18 protein-coding genes are annotated in these 20,604 nt (G+C 45.4%); 10 read left to right on the top strand and 8 right to left on the bottom strand.

Going from position 1 to position 20,604, the window contains the following annotated elements:
- The first annotated feature begins 304 nt into the window (after nt 1–304).
- Nucleotides 305–1,807, top strand: coding sequence for a hypothetical protein (locus ACTJKB_RS13760; RefSeq protein ID WP_440834664.1), 1,503 nt, complete (start codon nt 305–307; stop codon nt 1,805–1,807).
- 401 nt (nt 1,808–2,208) lie between these two features.
- Here the strand turns inward: ACTJKB_RS13760 and ACTJKB_RS13755 are convergent, their stop codons facing one another.
- From ACTJKB_RS13755 to ACTJKB_RS13745, 3 genes are read right to left on the bottom strand one after another with little or no spacing between them, the layout of a single operon-like run.
- Entirely contained in the window at nt 2,209–2,448 is a 240-nt protein-coding gene (locus tag ACTJKB_RS13755; RefSeq protein WP_440834663.1) for a hypothetical protein, read from the bottom strand.
- Nucleotides 2,449–2,649, bottom strand: coding sequence for a hypothetical protein (locus ACTJKB_RS13750; RefSeq protein ID WP_440834661.1), 201 nt, complete (start codon nt 2,647–2,649; stop codon nt 2,449–2,451).
- Nucleotides 2,606–2,773: a hypothetical protein gene (locus ACTJKB_RS13745; RefSeq protein ID WP_440834659.1), complete on the bottom strand. Its 168-nt coding sequence runs from the start codon at nt 2,771–2,773 to the stop codon at nt 2,606–2,608. The genes ACTJKB_RS13750 and ACTJKB_RS13745 overlap by 44 nt, the downstream gene beginning before the upstream one ends.
- Nucleotides 2,774–2,839: 66 nt before the next feature.
- Here ACTJKB_RS13745 and ACTJKB_RS13740 point away from each other — a divergent pair, with 66 nt between their 5' ends.
- The 8 genes from ACTJKB_RS13740 (at nt 2,840) to ACTJKB_RS13705 (ending at nt 12,688) form a co-directional block, all read left to right on the top strand.
- Nucleotides 2,840–5,083 carry a DUF3656 domain-containing U32 family peptidase gene (locus tag ACTJKB_RS13740; RefSeq protein ID WP_440834657.1) on the top strand — a complete coding sequence of 748 codons (2,244 nt, stop codon included), beginning with the start codon at nt 2,840–2,842 and terminating at the stop codon, nt 5,081–5,083.
- Nucleotides 5,084–5,133: 50 nt separating this feature from the next.
- Nucleotides 5,134–5,817 carry a response regulator transcription factor gene (locus ACTJKB_RS13735; protein WP_440834656.1) on the top strand — a complete coding sequence of 228 codons (684 nt, stop codon included), beginning with the start codon at nt 5,134–5,136 and terminating at the stop codon, nt 5,815–5,817.
- Nucleotides 5,818–6,819 (top strand): sensor histidine kinase, encoded by a 1,002-nt coding sequence (locus tag ACTJKB_RS13730; protein WP_440834655.1) that lies wholly within the window; start codon nt 5,818–5,820, stop codon nt 6,817–6,819. It abuts the gene before it with no gap.
- A gap of 101 nt (nt 6,820–6,920) precedes the next feature.
- A complete protein-coding gene (locus ACTJKB_RS13725) occupies nt 6,921–7,859 on the top strand; it encodes a VanZ family protein (protein ID WP_440834653.1) in 939 nt (312 codons plus the stop codon).
- A 24-nt stretch (nt 7,860–7,883) separates the two neighbouring features.
- Entirely contained in the window at nt 7,884–8,567 is a 684-nt protein-coding gene (locus ACTJKB_RS13720; protein ID WP_440834651.1) for an ABC transporter ATP-binding protein, read from the top strand.
- Nucleotides 8,564–11,155, top strand: a complete 2,592-nt coding sequence (locus ACTJKB_RS13715) for an ABC transporter permease (protein WP_440834649.1) — start codon at nt 8,564–8,566, stop codon at nt 11,153–11,155. Before ACTJKB_RS13720 ends, ACTJKB_RS13715 begins: the two co-directional genes overlap by 4 nt.
- 51 nt (nt 11,156–11,206) lie before the next feature.
- Nucleotides 11,207–12,202 carry a helix-turn-helix transcriptional regulator gene (locus ACTJKB_RS13710; RefSeq protein WP_440834647.1) on the top strand — a complete coding sequence of 332 codons (996 nt, stop codon included), beginning with the start codon at nt 11,207–11,209 and terminating at the stop codon, nt 12,200–12,202.
- 249 nt (nt 12,203–12,451) lie between these two features.
- Nucleotides 12,452–12,688: a hypothetical protein gene (locus ACTJKB_RS13705; protein WP_440834646.1), complete on the top strand. Its 237-nt coding sequence runs from the start codon at nt 12,452–12,454 to the stop codon at nt 12,686–12,688.
- On the opposite strand, the gene ACTJKB_RS13700 is transcribed toward ACTJKB_RS13705, so the two are convergent.
- From ACTJKB_RS13700 to ACTJKB_RS13680, 5 genes are all read right to left on the bottom strand, one after another.
- Nucleotides 12,685–13,707, bottom strand: coding sequence for a protein-glutamate methylesterase/protein-glutamine glutaminase (locus ACTJKB_RS13700; RefSeq protein WP_440834644.1), 1,023 nt, complete (start codon nt 13,705–13,707; stop codon nt 12,685–12,687). The genes ACTJKB_RS13705 and ACTJKB_RS13700 overlap by 4 nt on opposite strands.
- Nucleotides 13,708–13,714: 7 nt before the next feature.
- Nucleotides 13,715–14,530, bottom strand: coding sequence for a CheR family methyltransferase (locus tag ACTJKB_RS13695; protein ID WP_440834643.1), 816 nt, complete (start codon nt 14,528–14,530; stop codon nt 13,715–13,717).
- A gap of 64 nt (nt 14,531–14,594) precedes the next feature.
- Entirely contained in the window at nt 14,595–17,504 is a 2,910-nt protein-coding gene (locus tag ACTJKB_RS13690) for a methyl-accepting chemotaxis protein (RefSeq protein ID WP_440834642.1), read from the bottom strand.
- Nucleotides 17,505–17,531: 27 nt separating this feature from the next.
- Complete coding sequence (locus ACTJKB_RS13685) at nt 17,532–18,068, bottom strand: chemotaxis protein CheW (RefSeq protein WP_440834640.1); 537 nt, start codon at nt 18,066–18,068, stop codon at nt 17,532–17,534.
- Entirely contained in the window at nt 18,065–20,113 is a 2,049-nt protein-coding gene (locus ACTJKB_RS13680) for a chemotaxis protein CheW (RefSeq protein ID WP_440834638.1), read from the bottom strand. The genes ACTJKB_RS13685 and ACTJKB_RS13680 overlap by 4 nt, the downstream gene beginning before the upstream one ends.
- A gap of 184 nt (nt 20,114–20,297) precedes the next feature.
- On the opposite strand from ACTJKB_RS13680, the gene ACTJKB_RS13675 reads away from it, so the two are divergent.
- A complete protein-coding gene (locus ACTJKB_RS13675; protein ID WP_440834636.1) occupies nt 20,298–20,570 on the top strand; it encodes a hypothetical protein in 273 nt (90 codons plus the stop codon).
- The last annotated feature ends 34 nt before the right edge of the window (nt 20,571–20,604 follow it).

Here is a 20,604-nt window from a genome sequence, read left to right as displayed (position 1 = left end):
CCATGGTTAATCCGTTGGAGCAATGAAGTATTCTTTAATAGTTACACTTTCTACCCCAGCAACAAGCATCTATTTATATACACCGATTCAAAGTGTAATCGCAAACAAAGTCGGAAATGTAGTTTCTATAAGGGATATCTAAAATGTAACATCAGTAGGGGCCTCCTATTGGAGCCCTTAAGCTTTTCGCCGTTATATTGATTAACTGAACCTCTACATAAATAGAGTGATACTCGCTTCAAATTTATTGGAAATTTTTACATAGGGAAATGAAAAGGGTGATTTAGTGTTAAATGAATCAATATTGGATCGAGTAATCGAAAATATTTATAAAAATGCAATCAGGTTCTTGGTCTTTACAGTTGATGAAATCTTGAGTTCAAGTAACGAAGCGCAACAAACAACAAACGATAAACTAATTAAAACGTCAATATTTCTACAAACAACAGTTGAGTTGGCATTGAAATTCTCCGTTTCTTTTCATTCTGGATTGCGCAGTATACTCGATAGTCAACGTAATATGAATGATGAACAATTAATTAAAGAATACGAAAACAACAATTTAAAAGTGTCGGCATTTGAAACTCTTAAAAACTTAGTAAAAACAAATAAGAATTATATGTTTGAAAAACATGATGAAATTAAGAGGATGGAGAAATTTCAAACCATAAGAAATAGGGTTTTGCATTCTGATTATTTTTTTTCAGAGAGTGAGTTTTTGGAGATAGAAGGAGAATTTATCTACATAATTATCCACATCATAATTCCACTTTTATACGAACCTTATAATAAAGAATCTATATTCTATGTTTCACCGGTTGATTTCCTTAAAGTGCAACTTGGACAAGAGAGGTTTAACTTACTAACTAACCAAGATCATTATATTAAATCCATAGAGGTCCTTGCAGAAAAATACTCCAAGAATAATGACGATAAGGTAATAAGGTGCGTGTTTTGTAATCAATACACTTGGCTTGCCGGATCTCAACTTTGTTTATTGTGCAATATTAACGAAACATTGTATGATTTATTAGATTGTCCTACTTGTATGAATAAAAAGACAGTTATCTATGATTATCTTAATATTGAAATAAACGAAAATCTTTTGCCAGCCAAGTGTCAATATTGTGGAGATAAGTTATTTGCAAAGAAGTGTGAGGAATGCGGGAATACAGTGGCATATTCGGAGTATTTGTTCCCTGATGAAATGGTATGTGAATGTTCTTTACGAAATAAAATAGATATTTTTCCAAGTATATTTGGATTTATTGCTGGCTCTTTTGTCACATCAGAGAACTTAAAAAAGAGAAAAATAATAATTAAGAATGATCGGAAAAATGTTATTCAGATTGCCGGTGATTTAATAGAAGAGGAGTATAAGAAAAGAATAGGAGAAGTAGATAGATTCGAAAAAGCAGTGTATCGTTCAATAGATGAGTTAGTTAATCAAAAATTAATAGAATTGGATATCGAGAAAGAAGACTTTTTCGAAGAGTGCAAAAAATTCATAAATTGCCACTATTCACACGGTACTGAAGCTGAAGTTCGGTATGCTTTTAAATTATTGAGTTTGTCGGAGCATGGATACGATTCAAGCGAGAAAATTAATTTAATATTTAAAAAAGTAATGAACAACAATTATGACAGCAGCATTCTCTCAATGGATGATAAACAGGTTTTATATAAGATGCAGGACAATTTTTCACTCGATTGGAAATTGTTCTACGGACTCTATGACGATCTAACAAAACCTCTGCAAGTATTAGTAAAGTACAGGAATGAGGGATTGATTAAAACTAAGAATTAAGATTAATAAATTACTTATCACTGATAGAGAGATAAGCTCAAGCGTAACATAAATAGGGTGAAATATTGTGAAGTGACACAGGCAGAAATTCGCTCTATAGATGTTACGGGGAACCGTATCACAAGTAACGGCGAAAAAATTGTAAGTTGGTTGGATATGGGAAAAATACAACCTTTGAAATCAAAGTCTAGCAACTGAAGTGCCTCAGCTTGACCTGGAGCCCCAGGCGAATCTAGAAAAACATGTGAGATGGGCGATGTATCGACACCTGACCATATTCACACACCACCTTACCCCACACTTTAACAAGCCACACAAAGGAGAATGTTCATCGTAGGTGTTCTCTTTTTCATTACGCATGATATTCTATTGTCTCTCTTGCTACTTGCTGTGCATAGGCTTTACCCGAGCCGATAGATTGGTAATACGCCGCGCGTCAAAGTATCAATAAGCTCGATCACTACATCATGCTGTCCAACGCCAACGGTGACGGCTTCCTTAATCGATTCTTTGAAAGCTGCTCCGTTATTACTATGGCTCAACCGCTTCTGTATTCGCCTTACAGTCTGACTCACATACATCTGTTCCATCTTATCTTCACCACCGTTTTTGAAATTGTATTGGTCTATTGGCATGCTCAATCAATTCATGGCCTCCATCTGCCGGTATGCTTCACATAGGCCAATTGAATCATAGTAAGCCCGTGTCATATCCTCCATGCGCTGGGTCACAGCATCATGCTGCTCCATCGGGATAAACTCAAGGATAGCTATGGTGATGGCCTGTTCGCGCGCTGCCTCATGCACCTTGATCTCTTTCCAGGCCGTAGAGCGTATAGCCACCTGTGCCCCCGTTGAATAACTTGTGCTTCATCTCAATCGCCTTGATTGCGGTGACGGGACTGATCACTTCCATCAGTCCAAGCGTCTTGAAGCCCTTCTGGATAATCTCCTCCAGCAGCTCCATGTTACGGAGAACATATCACAAGTAACTACAAATTTTTTTTAATTTATGAGTCACAAGGAGGAAAAAATGACTGAATTACTAGCTCCAGCAGGAAATATGGAGGCTTTAAAAGCTGCAATTTCTAATGGTTGTGATGCAATATACTTAGGAATGCAAAAATTTGGTGCACGTGCATACTCATCTAATTTTGATTTTGAATCGTTAAAAGAGGCTGTTACGTATGCGCACCTGAGGGATGTTAAACTCTATGTTACAATGAATACCATCGTTTTTGAAAACGAAGTTGAAGAGATGAAAGAGCAGATACACGAATTAAATAGAATCGGTGTGGATGGCATTATCGTCCAGGACCTGACTGCTTTCGATTATATCGTTAAAAACTTTATTGATATGGAAGCACATTGTTCAACTCAAATGGGAATCGACGATGTAGACGGAACTTTATTATTTAAAGAACTTGGTGCTAAACGAGTTGTTCTGTCCCGTGAGGTGGAGATTGAAAAAGTAAAAGAGATCAAAAGAAAAGCTGAGATCCCTTTAGAAATTTTCGTTCACGGTGCTTTATGTGTATCTTATTCTGGAAACTGTCTAATGTCAGGATTAATGGGCAATCGAAGTGCAAATCGCGGAAGATGTGTGGGTTCATGCCGTAAGGAATATGAACTCATGGATAAGACAACAGGTACATCTTTAGGGAAAAACCATATTCTATCTACCAAGGACTTAAACACAATCGACTTTATCGAGGATTTAAAAGAAATCGATTCTTTAAAAATCGAAGGCCGAATGAAAGTGCCTACGTATGTTGCTAATGTTGTATCCAAATATCGCATGGCCTTAGATCATAAAATAACCGACGAAGATAAAGAAAATCTGAAAAAAACATTCAATAGAACATTTACTAAAGGATATTTGTTTCACGAAGATAGGAGAAATATTACAAACATTGTAAGACCTAATCACTTTGGTTATGAAATTGGAACAATCAGCAAGATTGTTAAAGACATGTATGAAATAACACTTACACGTCCTTTAAATCAGAACGATACCATTCGAATAAGTCACAACAATGAAGATGTTAATCTGGCTGTTGCCAAACTGTACGATCAAGAGGGTGAATTAATCAACAAAGCAGATGATGTCTGCTATATCAAAATCAAAGAAAAGGTGTCTAAGGGAGATTTAGTATATAAAACGAAGGATTATTTCTATAACAAAGAATTAGAATCATCACTGGAAAAAGAATTTAAGCGGTTTAACCTCGATATTAGAGTATATGCATCTCCAGATTCAAAGCTTGTCATAGATGCGGAGGGCTTAGGCTTTACTTATTCATATGAAAGCGAGGAAATACTAGGCGAAGCCATTAATAATCCAACAACAAAAGACCAGGTAATCAAGCAATTTTCAAGATTAAATGATACGATATTCGAACTTAATCATGTGGAATATGAAGAATGCAATGCATTTATTCCAGCTAAACTGTTAAATGCAGCAAGAAGAGATATTGTACTGGGCTTATATGACATAAAGCTTAACAGCCAAAAGAAAAGAACTAAGGCTTTGGAAGCAAAAGAAAAAATAAGCTTTGCCCCTGAAGAACCATACCTTACGGCCTCTGTAACGACTAAGGAGCAGTACGATGCTTGCGTGAGCTGTGGAATTAAGGAAATCTATTTTAAAAACGTTGTTAGAAGAAATCAGATTGATTATAAGGAAAAAGAAGGGCAGCTACTCATTGGAGGATATGGCGGAATTTATCACTACAGAGGAACGAATCCGTTTGTTACGGACTATTCTCTAAATGTTGTTAACGCTACTAGTTGCTATGAATTATATAGATTAGGGGCAAAACGAGTCACTTTATCTTATGAATTGAATAAGAGCCAAATTGAAGATTTAAGGAATGCCTATATTGAAGAAAATGACGGCTATCCTGCACTGGAAATGATTGTATATGGCAAGGCTCCTTTGATGTTTACAAAATATTGTCCGATGAAAAAAATGAATCAATGCAGAATTTGCAAAACGAAGAGCTATGAGTTAAAAGATGAGCAAGGAACGTTCCCTATCATTTCCCATGATGATTGTACAACGACTCTCCTTCATGGGAGGACGCTTAACCTATTAGATGAGCTACCAAATCTCAAAGGAATCGAGGCACTTAGATTAAACTTCACAGTGGAATCCAAAGAGCAGGTTGTGAAAGTCATTAATATGGCGTCAGATAAATTAAATGGCTCAATGAATGATGCTGTCTTTAATCAGGAAACAGACACAAGAGGACATTTTAATAAAGAGATTGTGTAGTCGTGGAATTCATTAAATGTTCTGAAATCAATCATAAGGATGACCTTCAGATGAAAATATTATTAGTTGAAGATGATAAGACGATCGCGTCGGGACTGGAATATTCGCTGCAGCAAGAGGGTTATTGGACCGTTCTCTGCCATGATGCCGCTTCAGCCCGAAAGGTGCTCGCCGAAGACATCGATCACTTCACTTTGTGCCTGTTCGATTTACAGCTTCCAGACGGAACTGGTTATGAATTATGCAAGATGGTGAAGGAACGACGGGATATTCCGGTCATTTTCTTAACGGTGATTGATGATGAGGTCAATGTCGTGATGGGACTCGATATGGGAGCCGATGATTACATTACCAAACCTTTTCGGGTTCGCGAGCTTCTCTCCAGGATCAAATCCGTCTTGCGGAGATACCAGAAGCTGTCCCACGCCGGAGCGGTCATCGACATTGACAATGTGCGCATCCATACGCTGGAAGGCAAAGTATATAAAAACGGTGCCGAAATTTCGCTAACCGCCTTGGAATACCGCTTATTGCTGATCTTTGGCAACCACGTTGGACAGGTCCTCACCAGGAATCAGCTCTTGGAGCAAATCTGGGACGTGGCCGGCGACTTCGTGAATGACAACACGTTAACGGTCTATATCAAAAGGCTAAGGGAAAAGCTGGAGGATAATCCAGAGCAGCCGGCTCTGATCAAAACGGTACGCGGTTTAGGCTATAAGGTTGGTGATTAGATGCTGCGCAATCGGGAAAATCAAATATTATTACTCGTCATGGGCTCGATCAGCTTATCGGCGATCGTCATTGCTGCTTTCATTTCGTCCGTCGCCGCAGCCCTGGTTATTATTGTATCCGTGCTGCTTACCGGCACAGCTTTATTATTCACAAAACGGAGATATTACGAGCTAGAGAAGCTGTCCGTCTATTTGCGGGAGATTAGCAGCGGCCAGGCCTCCCTTGACCCTCGCGATAATCAAGAAGGTGAGCTTAGCATCTTAAAGAATGATATTTACAAGGTGACACGCATGCTCTCCGAGCATCGTTCGCTATTGCAGCGGGATAAGCTTCAACTGACCGATGCCATCTCCGATATTTCACATCAGCTCAAAACACCGATCACCTCTATGACAGTCATGGCAGATCTGTTAAGCGCCTCTGATCTGCCTCCACTCAAAAGAACGGAGTTCACCCATCATATTCGCATTCAGCTTGAACGGATCGATTGGCTTGTTTCATCCTTGTTAAAGCTAGCGAAAATGGAAGCGGGAACTATCCCGTTCAAAAAAGATCGAATACACATAGAAACCCTAATCCAAAAGGCACTGGAGCCGGTTATGATTCCGATGGATATTAAGGGGCAGACCGTTTCCATCACAGGGGATGACAACGTCTCTTTTGCCGGCGATTTCCATTGGACTGCTGAAGCGGTTATCAATATTTTGAAAAATGGAGTGGAGCATACACCTGAGGGCGGTGCGATTACCATCACATTTTCCGACAACGTGCTATTTACGGAAATCGTTATTGCTGACAATGGAGAGGGCATTCCGAAAGAGGATTTGCCTTATATTTTCAAACGTTTTTATAAAGGAAAAAATGCTAATGAAGGAAGCATCGGTATAGGGCTTGCGATGGCTCACAGCATCATTGCAAGCCAGAACGGTGTGATTGATGTAACGAGCGACAGCGGGACTGGTACAGAGTTTCGGATCAAATTTTATAAGCATGTGATTTAACAGCACTCCGTAAGTGACTGAACTGTCACCTCCAATGTCACTGTAAAGTCATTTTGGACAGATAAAATGATATTTATCAGATGAACGATGGAGGTACAACCATGCAAGTGAAGCAGCAGCGCAAGATTACTTTTATTATCACGATAGGCTACACCCTGATTATTCTTTATTTTATGCTTTTTGCTTTCGGCAGAGCGGATACTGTAGATCAAACCAGTCAGTACACCTTTATTTTTTTGCCGGACGGTTTTTTTAGGGTGCCGGGTCTTTCCGATCTTCTACATCCGACCCTGATGGACTTGGTGGGTATTGGAAACTTTGCAGCCTTCATACCTTTTGGCATACTGTTTCCGTTGTTATACCGCACTAGCTTTGTTCGCTTCATGACAGGGTTTATCCTGTCCATTCTTGTGCTGGAGACCATCCAGGCCCTAACATTCCTCGGCAGCTTTGACACGAACGACGTCATACAGAACTCATTGGGCGCTGCTATTGGATTCGGGGCGTACAAGATTGGCTTCCGTACAAAAAACTACTGGAGAAATATCGCTGCTACGGGAATTGCCAGTGCTGTCTTAATGCTCGGCGTGTGGGGGGTCTTCGGAGTAGTTGATCAAGTGTTCACCAAAGAGCTGGCCCCTTTTGTAGCGATAAACGAATGGGAAGATAGTACCGGAAATCGATTAACGGGAACCAAACAGGACAGCCTTAAGATTGGTGGCCAGGACGTGACACCCCAATATAATGTGTATGGCATCGAAGGTAAAAAGAAGGAAACATATACGTATTCGCTAGACAATAAGGGAGAACTGTATCTTAGCTTGAATTATGGAATTCCTGATCATAAGGATTATCAGGGCAGCCTTAAGGTTACCGTTGACGGGCATGAGCTCCTGTCTGTATCTGCAGAAGATCAGCTCCATGAGCCGGATAATAGGATCCTTCATCTCACCCGGGCTAATGAGCTTAAGATAACCATTGAGGGGAATGAAACCCTTTGGGATGTTGGATATAGAGAGATGGTATATTCCTGGAATTGAGCATCTAAGGAAGTAGGGATAGCAATGGAGATTTTAACCATTAAAAATTTGTCCAAAATATACGGCACAGGCGAATCGGCGGTGAAGGCGCTGGATGATGTTTCCTTTTCGGTCCAAAAAGGTGAATTCGTCGCAATTATTGGACCTTCCGGATCGGGGAAATCGACACTCCTTCATATGCTGGGCGGTGTGGATCGACCGACTGGCGGGAAAGTGTATGTTCAGGATACGGATATGTATACCTTGGACGAAACGCAGCTGGCCATCTTCAGACGCAGACAAATCGGGCTGATCTACCAGTTCTTCAATCTGATTCCCGTCCTGACGGTGGAAGAGAATATTACGCTGCCGCTCTTGCTGGATCAACAAAAGGTAGATCAAAAGCAATTGGCTGATCTTGTGAATAAGCTGAATTTGCAGCATCGATTAAACCATCTGCCGAATCAGCTATCCGGTGGACAGCAGCAGCGTGTCTCGATTGGCAGGGCGATCATCGGCAATCCTGCGATCATGCTGGCCGACGAACCCACCGGGAATCTGGACAGCAGGAATAGCAGCGAGATCGTCGATTTATTGAAAATGCTGAATAAGACCTATCATCAGACACTGATCGTAATCACGCATGACGAGCGGATCGCCCTGCAAGCCGACAGAATCATTTCGATTGAAGATGGGAGGATTGCCAAAGACGAGGTGATAAGGCGATGAATATTGTCAATACATTAACCATCCGGCATCTGAAGCAGAACAAGAGACGAACACTTGTGACTATTTTTGGCGTAATTATTTCGGTATCCATGATGACCGCTGTCATTACGCTTGTTTTTTCCTTTGCGGATTTAATGATCAGACAAACTATCACAGATACAGGGGAGTGGCATATTCAGTATCAAGATATAACCAAGGAACAGCTTGCGGCGATACAGGGCGATGATGCAACCAAAACGGTTGCAATCACAAGAGACCTTGGGTATGCCCCATTAGAAGGGGGACAAAATTCCAATAAGCCGTACTTGTTCATTAAGGAATATGATGTGCAAGGGTTCACACAATTTCAGATTGAAATAAGCAAGGGGCGTCTTCCGCACACGGACAAGGAGGTTGTGATCTCCGAGTCTGTTGCAACAAATGGCAAAGTGAAGTACGAAATCGGCGACCGTCTAACGCTTCGCGTCGGCGACCGATTCGAACAAGGGGGCGATCATCCCCTGGATCAGACGGAACCGCTGCGCAGGGAAGACGGCACATTGACCGAGACATTACAGCATAGCATAATTAGGGATTATACGGTGGTAGGCTTCATTAAACGTCCGGTGTCGGAAACGGCTTGGGCCCCGGGTTATACGATCATTAGCTATGTCGATGATCATATCATCGGGGGGGACGATCGGGTCGATGCGTCGGTGGTCTTGCAACAGGTCAATCCGTTCTTGTTCGCACATGCGGAGAAGCTGGCTGAGAAAAACCAAATTGACACTGTCCAATATAATAACGATTTGCTTCGTTATTATGGCTTGTCCAGCAGCGGAGCCTCATCCAGCATGATGTTCTCATTATCGGCAATCATTATGGGGGCCATTATCATTGGCTCGGTTGGGCTCATTTATAACGCTTTTGCGATATCCGTCTCGGAACGTTCCCGCCATTTAGGGATGCTCGCGAGCGTGGGGGCGACGAAAAGGCAGAAGCGAAATTCCGTATTTTTTGAAGGTATCGTCATTGGTTTGATCAGCATTCCCATTGGCATCCTATGCGGTCTTGCCGGAATCGGAATCACCTTTTCTTTCATGAACACAATGATTGAAGGGGCATTATGGACTAGTGAAAAGCTGAGGCTTATCGTCACGCCGTTATTGCTCTTGATTACTTGTCTTGTTTCGATGCTGACGATTTTCGTTTCGGTGTATCTCCCGGCGGTTAAAGCATCCAGGGTATCTCCCATGGACGCGATTCGCCAAACCACTGACGTAAAGCTTACGGTCAAAGCAGTGAAGACGTCGAAGATCATTCGTAAGCTCTTCGGAATCGAAGCAGAAATCGGGCTGAAAAACTTGAAAAGGAACAAACGAAGATATCATGTTATTCTTTTTTCGCTTGTCATCAGCAACGTTTTGTTTTTGACGATATCGTTTTTCACGACTGGCCTGACACAATCTCTGGCATTGTCGCTGGAAGGCATCAATTACGATATTGAAGTGTCGTCCAGTAATGGCGAAAGACTAGATGACCGGTTGATGCAATCGCTTGTATCTCTGGATGGCGTCACGGAATACAACGTGAGTCATGAGTTAGTCAGGAACGCTTGGGTCGATGCAGCAAGCATCGCCGACGAGTTGCAAGAGAAGGTTAAGCAGGATAAGAGTATGCTGCAAGACGGGAAATACCCTTACGAAATTAAGCTCTATGCACTGAATGATTCGAGCCTGCAAGCCTATGCCAGAGCGGCTCACGCAGATTACGAACAGCTTACGGATCTGGATCATCCCGCCGCAATCGTGATGGATACGATTCATTACAAAGATATAGATACGGGAAAATATATTCAGACGAAGTCCATATATGCGAATATCGGACAACATATCGAGCTAACGAGTTTTATTAAAGCGAGCGGGGAAGAAAAGAAGGCAAATAAAGTGATATTTGCCGCATTGACGGATAAGGCACCGATGGGGATGAGCCCGGTAGGCGTAGGCGGGTTAAATATGATCGTGTCGGAACGCGTCATGAATCGGCTGGCAGACGGCGAGGAGCTGGCTAACGCTTCGATGTACCTACATTTGAAAAGCACGGAACCGGTGAAAACGCAGCAGGAAATTGAAGCGATGAATGAGACCAATCTGAATGTCTACAATGTATATCAATCCAGAATAAGAGAAGAACAACAGATTTTGCTGATGAACGTCTTTTCTTACGGTTTTATCGTATTAATCTCTGCGGTTTCCGTTGCGAACATCTTTAATACGATCTCAACAGGGATGGCTCTTCGCAAACGGGAATTTGCGATGCTGAAATCCGTAGGCGCGACGCCAAAGGGGTTTGCAAAAATGCTGAACTATGAGAGTGTTTTTTATGGGGTCAAGTCGCTTTTGTATGGGCTTCCTGTCAGTTTCGCCGTGATGGTTCTAATCTATAAAGCATTTGCGAACAAATTCAGCTATGGGTTCACCCTGCCCTGGATGAGCATTCTGTCTGTCATTGTGTGTGTATTTGTCATTGTCAGCTCTGCGGTTGTTTATTCCGGAGCTAAAGTAAAAAAGGAGAATATTATTGATGCATTAAAGCAAGAGAATATATGATTCACTTACTTCACCCAGAGGAGGAGACGTTACCCGACGTCACACACAATCATGCGAGTCAATCGATTGCTCTCCATGCTGCTGATCATCTCCGGTAAAGGTACGGTAACGGGCAAGGAGCTTGCTGAGCATTTCGAGGTATCCTTTCGGACGATCTACCGGGATATCGAAAAAATAGGAGAAGCCGGCATACCGGTTGCATCGTCCAGCGGCAAGGGCGGAGGATACTATATTATGGACAGCTATAATATAACCAGCCTCTTTTTAAACCAGGATGAAGCTCATACGTTTGTAGCTGTAATGAAGAATTTACACGGCTTGTTTGGCAGGAACGAAGCTTTTAATGACATCATGCTAAAGGTTGAGCATACCTATAAGCAGGAGCAAGGTAAGCACAAACTGACTCTGGATATGTCCCATTTCAGCATGGAGCAGGAAATTAAAGAGTACATGGGGATCATAAGCAAGGCCATCACGGATAACAGGCTGCTGGTGTTCGACTATATCAACAGGGATATGGAATACCTGGAGCGAACGGTAGAGCCAAGCTGGATTGACTTTCGCCACGGCCATTGGTACGTGATAGGTTTTTGCCGGGTCAGAGAGGACTACCGCAGATTCAAGCTCGTGCGGATCAAGCAACTGAAGCAGGGACCGCCTTTTGCAAAAAGAGAGCTGCCCGATGACCGAATCGCCGAGATCATTGAGCACAGCTATTCGCAGCGGGACATACAGGTTGTGCTCAGATTCACTTCGCGAATTGGCGCGCAGCTTACTGAGTACTTTCAGAAAGAGAAAATTAGCCGGGGTGAAGATGGCTTCTATCTCGTTAACGTTGTTAGAAGAAATCAGATTGATTATAAGGAAAAAGAAGGGCAGCTACTCATCGGAGGATATGGTGGAATTTATCACTACAGAGCTACTAATCCGTTTGTTACGGACTATTCTCTAAATGTTGTTAATGCTACTAGTTGCTATGAATTATATAAATTAGGTGCTACAAAACATCAAAGGAATCGAGGCGCTCAGATTAAACTTCACAGTTGAATCCAAAGAGCAGGTTGTGAAAGTCATTCATATGGCGTCAGGTAAATTAAATGGCTCAATGAATGATGCTGTCTTTAATCAGGAAACAGACACAAGAGGACATTTTAATAAAGAGATTGTGTAGGTAGCCAAAGGGATGGTTCTGGCGATAGGATGGCGGGAGCGAAACCAACAGCGGCAGCGGTCAGATTATGGCGTACATAAATGCCCGGACGGCAGACTCTGCGATTGGGGTATTCCGCGTACAGATTGGTTATTGAACATAAAGAGTATTTGTTCTCTGGTGTTGGACTAATCGATCAGCTTAACATAAAAGAACAAGAAAGAGCCGCCCAGTACTGGGCGGCTCTAAAACTTGCCGCTTCAACCATCGCAGTGAACGTGTCAGAAGTAAGGAAAAGTCTTTTTGAGAGGCCGACTGCTTTTCAGCAGAAATCCCCTTATCTAACTGATGATGTAGTTGTCTTGCTGGGCGTACTTCGCTAGGTCACCTTCAACCCGTTTAGAATCTCGTTAGGAATGTCTCGTAGGGAAACCTGCCGTTCTACAGCCCCGATGGAATATGCAACCCTCGGCATACCGTAGACGACAGAGGACTTCTCATCCTGTCCAATCGTATAGGCTCCCTTGCTCCTCATGGACAGTAATCCCTTCGCCCCGTCATGGCCCATCCCTGTCAGGATGATTCCCATGGCAAACTTGCCGTAATGCTTGGCCACAGAGTCGAACAGCACATCCACTGACGGACAATGGCCGTTAACTCGTTCGCCCTTGAAGACCTCCACCCTGAAGCCGTCCCCCGCTTTCTTGACCCTCATCTGATGATCACCGGGTGCGATCAATACATGCCCCTTCTCGATGGGGTCATTATTCTCCGCCTCCTTCACCCGGAAGGAGGCGGATTGGTTCAGCCTTTCTGCAAACATTCTGGAGAACACAGGGGGAATGTGCTGCACGACCAAGATACACGGAAGGGTGGCAGGAAGCTCCCGAATAATCTTGGAGATCGCTTCGGTTCCGCCTGTCGATGCACCGACAGCAATCAATTTATGTCTGTGAGCCGCACCTTGCTCTTGCAAGGCTCTGGAAGGCTCCTGCTGATACCTCCTTGTCATATTCGCAAAACTAGCCACCCTGATTTTGTCGATCAGCTCCCGGAAGAAACTGGATACATCCTGAGCGGCCTGCATGTCGGGCTTCGTGATGAACTCTACCGCTCCGGCATCCATCGCTTCGAACACGGCTTGACTGATGGTACTGACGACAATTACAGGCACTGGATATTGAGGAAGCAACCGGTGGATAAACTCTATACCGTTCATGCCCGGCATTTCTATATCGCAGGTGATGACGTCCGGTACATGCTCTATGATCTTGTTGACGGCATCGAACGGACCCGATGCTTTCGCAACGACCTCGATAAAGGGTGCACTTTCAATCGCCCTGGCAAGTACCTCGCGAAATAGCAAAGAATCATCCACAATAAGCACCTTAATCTTCTTCATGCTGACCTTATTCCTTTCTGTATACTGCCGGAAGGATGTTACGGAGTGCGGTCCGCCTGCGGTCCAAGGACTCTGCGTGACCGATGAACAAGCAGCCTCCGGGCTCCAATACATGTTCGAATTTGTTGACAAGCTCATGCTTGGTATCTTCATCAAAGTAAATCATCACATTCCTGCAAAATATGGCATGGAACTTGTTTTTGAATGGATAGGTCCTTTCCATCAGGTTGAAATAGCGGAATATCACCTCGTTTCGGATCCTGTCCACCACGACGGATTTCATATCATTGATCGGTTCGAAATATTTCATCCGCCATCCGGCAGGCAGGGCTGCGACCTGCTCCCTGCCATATTCCCCTTTTGCTGCGGCTTCCAATGCTTCCATTGAAATATCCGTCGCCAGTATCTTGGTATCCCACATCATCTTCTCTCTTCCGAGATACTCGTCGATCAGCATTGCCAGGGAATACGGCTCTTGCCCTGTCGAGCAGCCAGCACTCCAGATGCGAAGGTCCCTCCCCTGTATATTGCCGACAAGCTGTGGGAGGAGCCCCTCCCGCATATAATCAAAATGTTGCGTCTCTCTCATGAAGAAGGTATAGTTCGTCGTAATCCGGTTGACCAACGCGATCACGGCTGCTCCCGAGGTATCGGAGGTCAAATGGTCATAATATTCCGTGAAACTGCGGAAATTCGCCTTCAACAGCTCCTGTTGCAGCCTTCCGACCACCAGCATCTGTTTGGAATTACCCAAGTTAACGCCGTAATGAAGCTTTACGTATTCCGCCAATCGGTTATATTCCTTCTCCTTAATATGGATCATATATCACCGAGCCTTCCTACTCTATTAAAAAAAGGAGAGAGGCTAGAGCCTTCTCCCCTCTACATTAATACTTGCCGAAGTCCCGGCCCCCCAAGGTGATGACAGGCCTTGCGGAGGTATCTTGCTTTGGTCTTCTCATGGCTCCTACCGCCGCAAGCTTGCCTCCGTTCATCTCCTGAAGCATCCGTAGCACTTCGGGACTGATGCCCTCTACTACATGCCTGTAATCGGAGTCGGCTTTCTTCAGCTTAAATTTGCTGACCAGCGAGTTCAGTAGTTCCGCTTGGCTGGACAGCTCCTCACTGGCTGCGGCGCTCTCCTCCGAGCTTGCGGAATTGTTCTGCACCACCTGTGAAACCTGTTGGATGCCCTGATTAATCTGTGCGATACCAAGCGCTTGCTCGTTAGAAGCTACGGTGATTTCACCAACCAGATTGGCCGCCTTCGAGACCACCTCAACGATAGTGTTCAAGGCCCCTGCCGTTTCACTGGCGATTTTCGTGCCGTCCTCCGCCTTTTTGATTGAACCCTCGATCAACACGGTTGTTTCCTTCGCGGCATTAGCCGACCGTGCAGCGAGGTTCCTTACTTCTTCAGCCACAACAGCAAAGCCTTTGCCGTGCTGGCCGGCCCGCGCCGCTTCAACGGCTGCATTAAGAGCCAAGATGTTGGTTTGGAAGGCGATTTCATCGATTACCTTGATGATTTTGGCAATATTGCTGGAGGCTTCGTTAATTTCATTCATGGCGTTGAGCATTTCCTTCATCCGGTCGTTGCCGTTGACAGCGTCCTCCTTGGCTATCAGAGCCATTTCGTTAGCTTGATTAGCATTCTGCGCATTCTGGCGGGTCTGCGCCGAGATCTGCTCCAACGAAGACGTCAACTCTTCCACCGCACTGGCTTGCTGAGTGGAGGCGTGGGACAGAGATTGTGCAGAATCGGAGACCAAGGCGGCGCCGGAAGACACTTGGATGGCCGCGGTATTAATATCGTTCAGAGTGTCGTTGAAGGACTGAATGATGTGGTTAAGTGAATGCTTGATTTCTTCGAAGTCCCCGCGGTACTCCGAATGGATCTCCACCATCAGATTGCCACTCGTCATCTCCGTCAAGGTACCGGTGATCTCGCTAACATAGGAGGACAGGATGCTGATCGTATCGTTGAGGGCGAGCTTAATCTTGGCATGGTCTCCCTTGTAGTTGCCCTTGACGCTGACATTCAGATTTCCCTTCGACATCTCCTCCAATACGGCTGCGGATTCCTGAATGGGCTCGATAACGGAATGGAGGGTATGGTTGACTCCTTCTATGATCTTTTTAAACTCCCCGTCATGGTCGCTGCTGTCGATCCGCGTGTCCAGCTTACCTTCGATAGCCGCATCCGACAAGGTCAGAATATCCTTTATCATCCGGCTGATGGCTTCTTTCGCTTTCTCCAAATTCCCGTTGATGGTGTAGAAGTTTTTATGGGTCTCCGCCGTATGCTGATCCGCTTCACCGAGACGGAAGTCCAGATTTAGGTTACCTTTGGCCAGCAGCTCCAGGTTGGTAGCGAGCCGTTTGATCTCATTCCTCATGTATTCATTGTTCCGAAGGATTGGGGTCAGGTCGGTAACCACTTCCACATATCCGATGACCTCTCCTTTTTTGTTGCGAAGGAAGGAGGTATCCTGTTTGCAATTCATTCCGCACCAGTCAAAGTAACTGTTTGACTTGCCTTTCTGCAGCTGATTGATTCCGCAATTGGAGGTATTGCAGATGTTGGCGCCCGCATTGCTGCAGGCCTTGCCGTAGCCCGATTTGCGGTCCTTTACAACGCCTTGCTCGATCATCAGCTTCTCGAAGTCCTTGTTCATATAGGTCCAATTCATGTCGCTGTCGGTAACGTGGATCGGGAGCGGCACCGCATCGATAATGGCTTCGTACCAGGCATTCCTCTCGTGAGCCGTATCCAGTGTCTGATTTACACCCTCCACGATTTTGCTATACTGACCGTCATGATGCGTGGCGTTGGCCCGGATGTCAAGATTGCCTTGGACTGCGGCTTCGGACAGCATGGATACATCGGTAAGCAGACGGCCTACCGCTTCCTTGGTTTTTTCGAGATTCCGGTTGATCTTGACAAAATTATCGTGGGCGCTCCGGGTATACTCATCCGCTTCGCTGACCTCGAGATTCAAGTTGAAATCGCCCCGGGCCAGCTGATCCAGATTGGTGGCCAGCCGATCCACCTCGGACTTGGTATACTCATTGACGCGCAGGATCGAAGTCAGGTCCGTGACCACCTCCACATAACCGATCACCTCACCCTTCCGGTTCCGAAGGAACGACGTATCCTGCTTGCAGTTCATGCCGCACCAGTCGAAGAAGCTTTCATTCCGTCCCTTCTGCAGCTGTTTGATACCGCAATTCGCCGTGTTGCAGATATTGGCATCTGCATTGCTGCAGTCCTTACCGTATCCGTCCTTGCGCTCTTTCAATACGCCCTGCTCGATCATCAGCTTCTCAAACGGCTTGTTCATGAAGGTCCACTTCATATCCTCATCTGTTACATGAATAGGGAACGGCACGGCGTCGGTTATCGCCTCGAGCCAATAGATCTTCTCATGGAACAGTTCGAGGACCCGGTTCATCTGTTCCGCACATGCCCGGATTTCACCATCGTATCGGGAGACGTCCATCCTTGATTCGAGGCTGTCTTGAGCCGCAGACTGGGCTATCTTCTCCAGGTCTGCGGTCAACCCCTGGATCCGGACGGATAACTCCTCCGACTTACTCGTCTGCTCCTGGATCCGCCTTGCCATATATCCTATCATTGCTGCCGCTGCGGCAGCGGCAGCAATGACTGCCGCTTGCGCCTCCGGCCCTGCCTCCCGGAATCCCATCCATGACAGGAACAAGAATATTGCTCCCAATCCTGCCCATCCCAGAACAAGCTTCTTTCGCGAATTGATCAGATATGACTTTTTCTCCATACTGTTTCGGGCCTCCAGTTAGTGTTGTTATTCTTTCAGTAGCGAACCCTTGTCTTCCTCATTCAAAAGCTTGTCACAATCCAGCAGCAGTTTGACCTCGTTCCCCACTTTACCAATGCCCTTAATGAAGCGGTTGCCCGACTTCTGAATCTCCGGTGGTGGAACGATTTCCCCCTCTCCGATGCTCAGAACCTCCGAAACACTGTCCACAATCAAGCCGACCGAAATCTCCTCCATATCAACCACAATGATGCAGGTGCGGTCGTTGTACGCTTTTGAATACTTCTTAAACCGGAGGCGCACATCCATGACCGGAATGATTTTCCCACGTAAGTTGATGATGCCCTTAATATAATCCGGAAGCTCGGGCACTCCTGTAATCGTTTGAATCCCGATTATTTCAGTCACATATTTGATCTCGATCCCGTAATACTCCTTCTCCAGTGAGAAAGTCAGGTATTTCCCCATTTGTGTATCTTCTTCCAGACCGTTATTGTTCAACTCAAAATTATGCGCCATAGAATCTCCTTTCCCCAGCTTTACATCCGGCAGGAACTGTTTCATGACATGAAACCCGCCACATCGAGAATCAAACTGACACTCCCGTCTCCAAGCAGCGTGCAGCCCGTGATCCCCCGTATTTTGTGCCGGTTCTTGATGTAGGGAGGCAACACTTTTACGACTGCCTGCTGCTCTCCGAGCAATTCATCTGCGAAGAGGCATACCGTCTTACTGCCGCTCTCCACCATAATGACGATTCCGTCTTCCATAAGGGTCGAGGCCGGCCGGACTTTGTAAAAATCGCAAATTCTGATTAATGGATAGCATTGCCCCCTGACCATGAGCATCTCATTTCCCGCAGGGTCAGAGAATATGACGTTGGTTCTGGTGCGGAAGGATTCCTTGACTGTGGTGGTCGGGATCGTGTACTGCGAATCACCCACCTTGATGTTAATCCCGTTTACGATTGCGAGGGTCAACGGAATCTTCAGCGTGATTGTCGTGCCTTCTCCAAGCTGGCTGTCCACACTGATGGTTCCTCCTATAGCCTCGATATTACGCGTAACTACATCCATGCCTACGCCCCGTCCAGAGAATTCACTGACGCTATCCTTGGTTGAGAAGCCCGGAAGGAAGATCAAACTGTAAATTTCCCCATCCGTCATTTCCCCTTCCGGCTTATGGATCAGCCCGTTCTGAGAGGCCTTTTCCAGGATCTTGGTCTTGTTCAAACCTCTGCCGTTGTCACGGATGAGGATCAGTACCTCCCCCCCCTCATTGCGGGCCTCCAGCGTGACAGTCGCGGGCTCCGGCTTCCCCTTGGATCTCCGTTCCTCCGGCGGTTCAAGGCCATGGTCCAACGAATTACGTATCAGATGCATTAAGGGGTCGGAGATATGTTCGATAATGTTCTTATCCACCTCGGTCTCCTCACCGATAATAACGAGCTCCACATCCTTCTCCAACTTCCGGCTCATGTCCCTTACGATCCGGTTCATCTTGTGGAAGCTTTGGGCGAGAGGCACCATTCGGATCGACATGACGACATCCTGCAGCTCCCCGGTGATTTTGCGGTGCTGCCGGGCCGCCTTATAGAAGCTCTCAAGCTGAAGCCCCTTCAATTCCGGATTCTGAGTCACCATAGCCTCGGAAATAACCAGCTCCCCAACCAGATCCATGAGCAAATCAAGTTTTTGGATGCTCACGCTGATTATTGTTTGTTGGGAGACAGCGGTTGAAGGCTTATGGTCGGCAGATTTGCTTACGGATGGAACATATGTAGCCTCCTGCAGGACGGGTGCCTCATTGCGTTCAACCTCATGTTCACGGGCTGGAGCCTCACCCGCCAATTGCGAAAAATCCAGCCGCCTTAAGAACAAGGTGCTTTCGAAGAAACCATGGATCTCAGCAGCCTCCCGCTCGGAACGGAGGGTAACGAAAAAACCGTTTTCGCGTATAATGTTTGCGCTTTCATTTTGGGTCAGATCGGCGGGCTCGTGCGAGTATTCATCCGACCATTCCCGGAGCTTATGTATGACGGCGAAGGCACGGATGTTTTCCATTCCATCTTCGTCGAAATAAAGTACCGCCCGGTAGGTGTTCGCCGCAGGGTTGTTAGCCGCTTCAAACGGTTTAAGCTTGGGCACCTCTGCGTGGCTCTTCCGAATCGGAGCAGAGAATGGAACGTCTCCGTTTTGTTCCCCCTTCAGCCGGACCAGGAAATCCGCAAGTTGCCGAATCAGTTCGGCAGCGGTTCCATCCGCCTCTTCTCGATTCTTTATCTTGCCTGTCTCCACCTTGATGAAATCTACACAATTCAGCATCAGGTCGGAGAGGGTGGAGAAATCGACGAACTCCGGCTTATGCTCGCGTAAATAGTAAAACAAGTCTTCAATCTTGTGTGCCAGTGATGATATTTCATTAAAAAGCATCATGGCGGAAGATCCCTTAATGGTATGCATAATTCTAAAGATCTCATTTATGGACGCCGGCTTGAAGGAACGCTCCTTCTCATAGTTGAGTAAGGCGCTTTCAAGTTGCTCCAGCAATTGAGTCGTCTCGAAAATATACATATCCATCATCGGCTCACGATCGAATGGAATAGACAAATCCAACCCTCCTTGCTATAAAGAGATGTAGAACAAAGATAATGTCGTTTTTTGTAGATTGTAGTCGAATTCTAAGTCTCTTTATATGACTTTTGTCACGCAACTTAAGTCCCATACGCGGTTGAAGCTGGAGTCACAAGAATCCGAGAGAATTGAACACTTCAAGCTAGGGCTGACGGATTATATGGAAAGGCATAAGCCTGGTACAATACCGGAGGGTGTTTCGGTTCCAATGCCTCTAAAGGAAATGGTGTTACCCGGCGGTCTTTATGCTATGTTTGAAAGTAGTGAGGATGTAAATTTATCTTGGAAAACTTTTATGGCAAGATTGGCAAAGGATGAAAACTACAAATCTGATCGATCTAGATTATGCCTGGAGGAGCAATTCATAATGAAAAACCAAGTGGGTGTGGGAGCGAGTATTAAGTGGGGTTATCAAATGACTATAGCGGTATGACTTCTCTCTAGTTGTTTAGTTCTGATGTATACAA

The sequence above is a fragment of the Paenibacillus sp. 22594 genome (assembly GCF_052044425.1).
In the GTDB taxonomy this organism is placed as follows: Bacteria; Bacillota; Bacilli; order Paenibacillales; family Paenibacillaceae; genus Paenibacillus_AQ.
The sequence above is the reverse complement of the archived record's forward strand: the minus strand, read 5'-3'. Positions and strand labels throughout refer to the sequence as shown.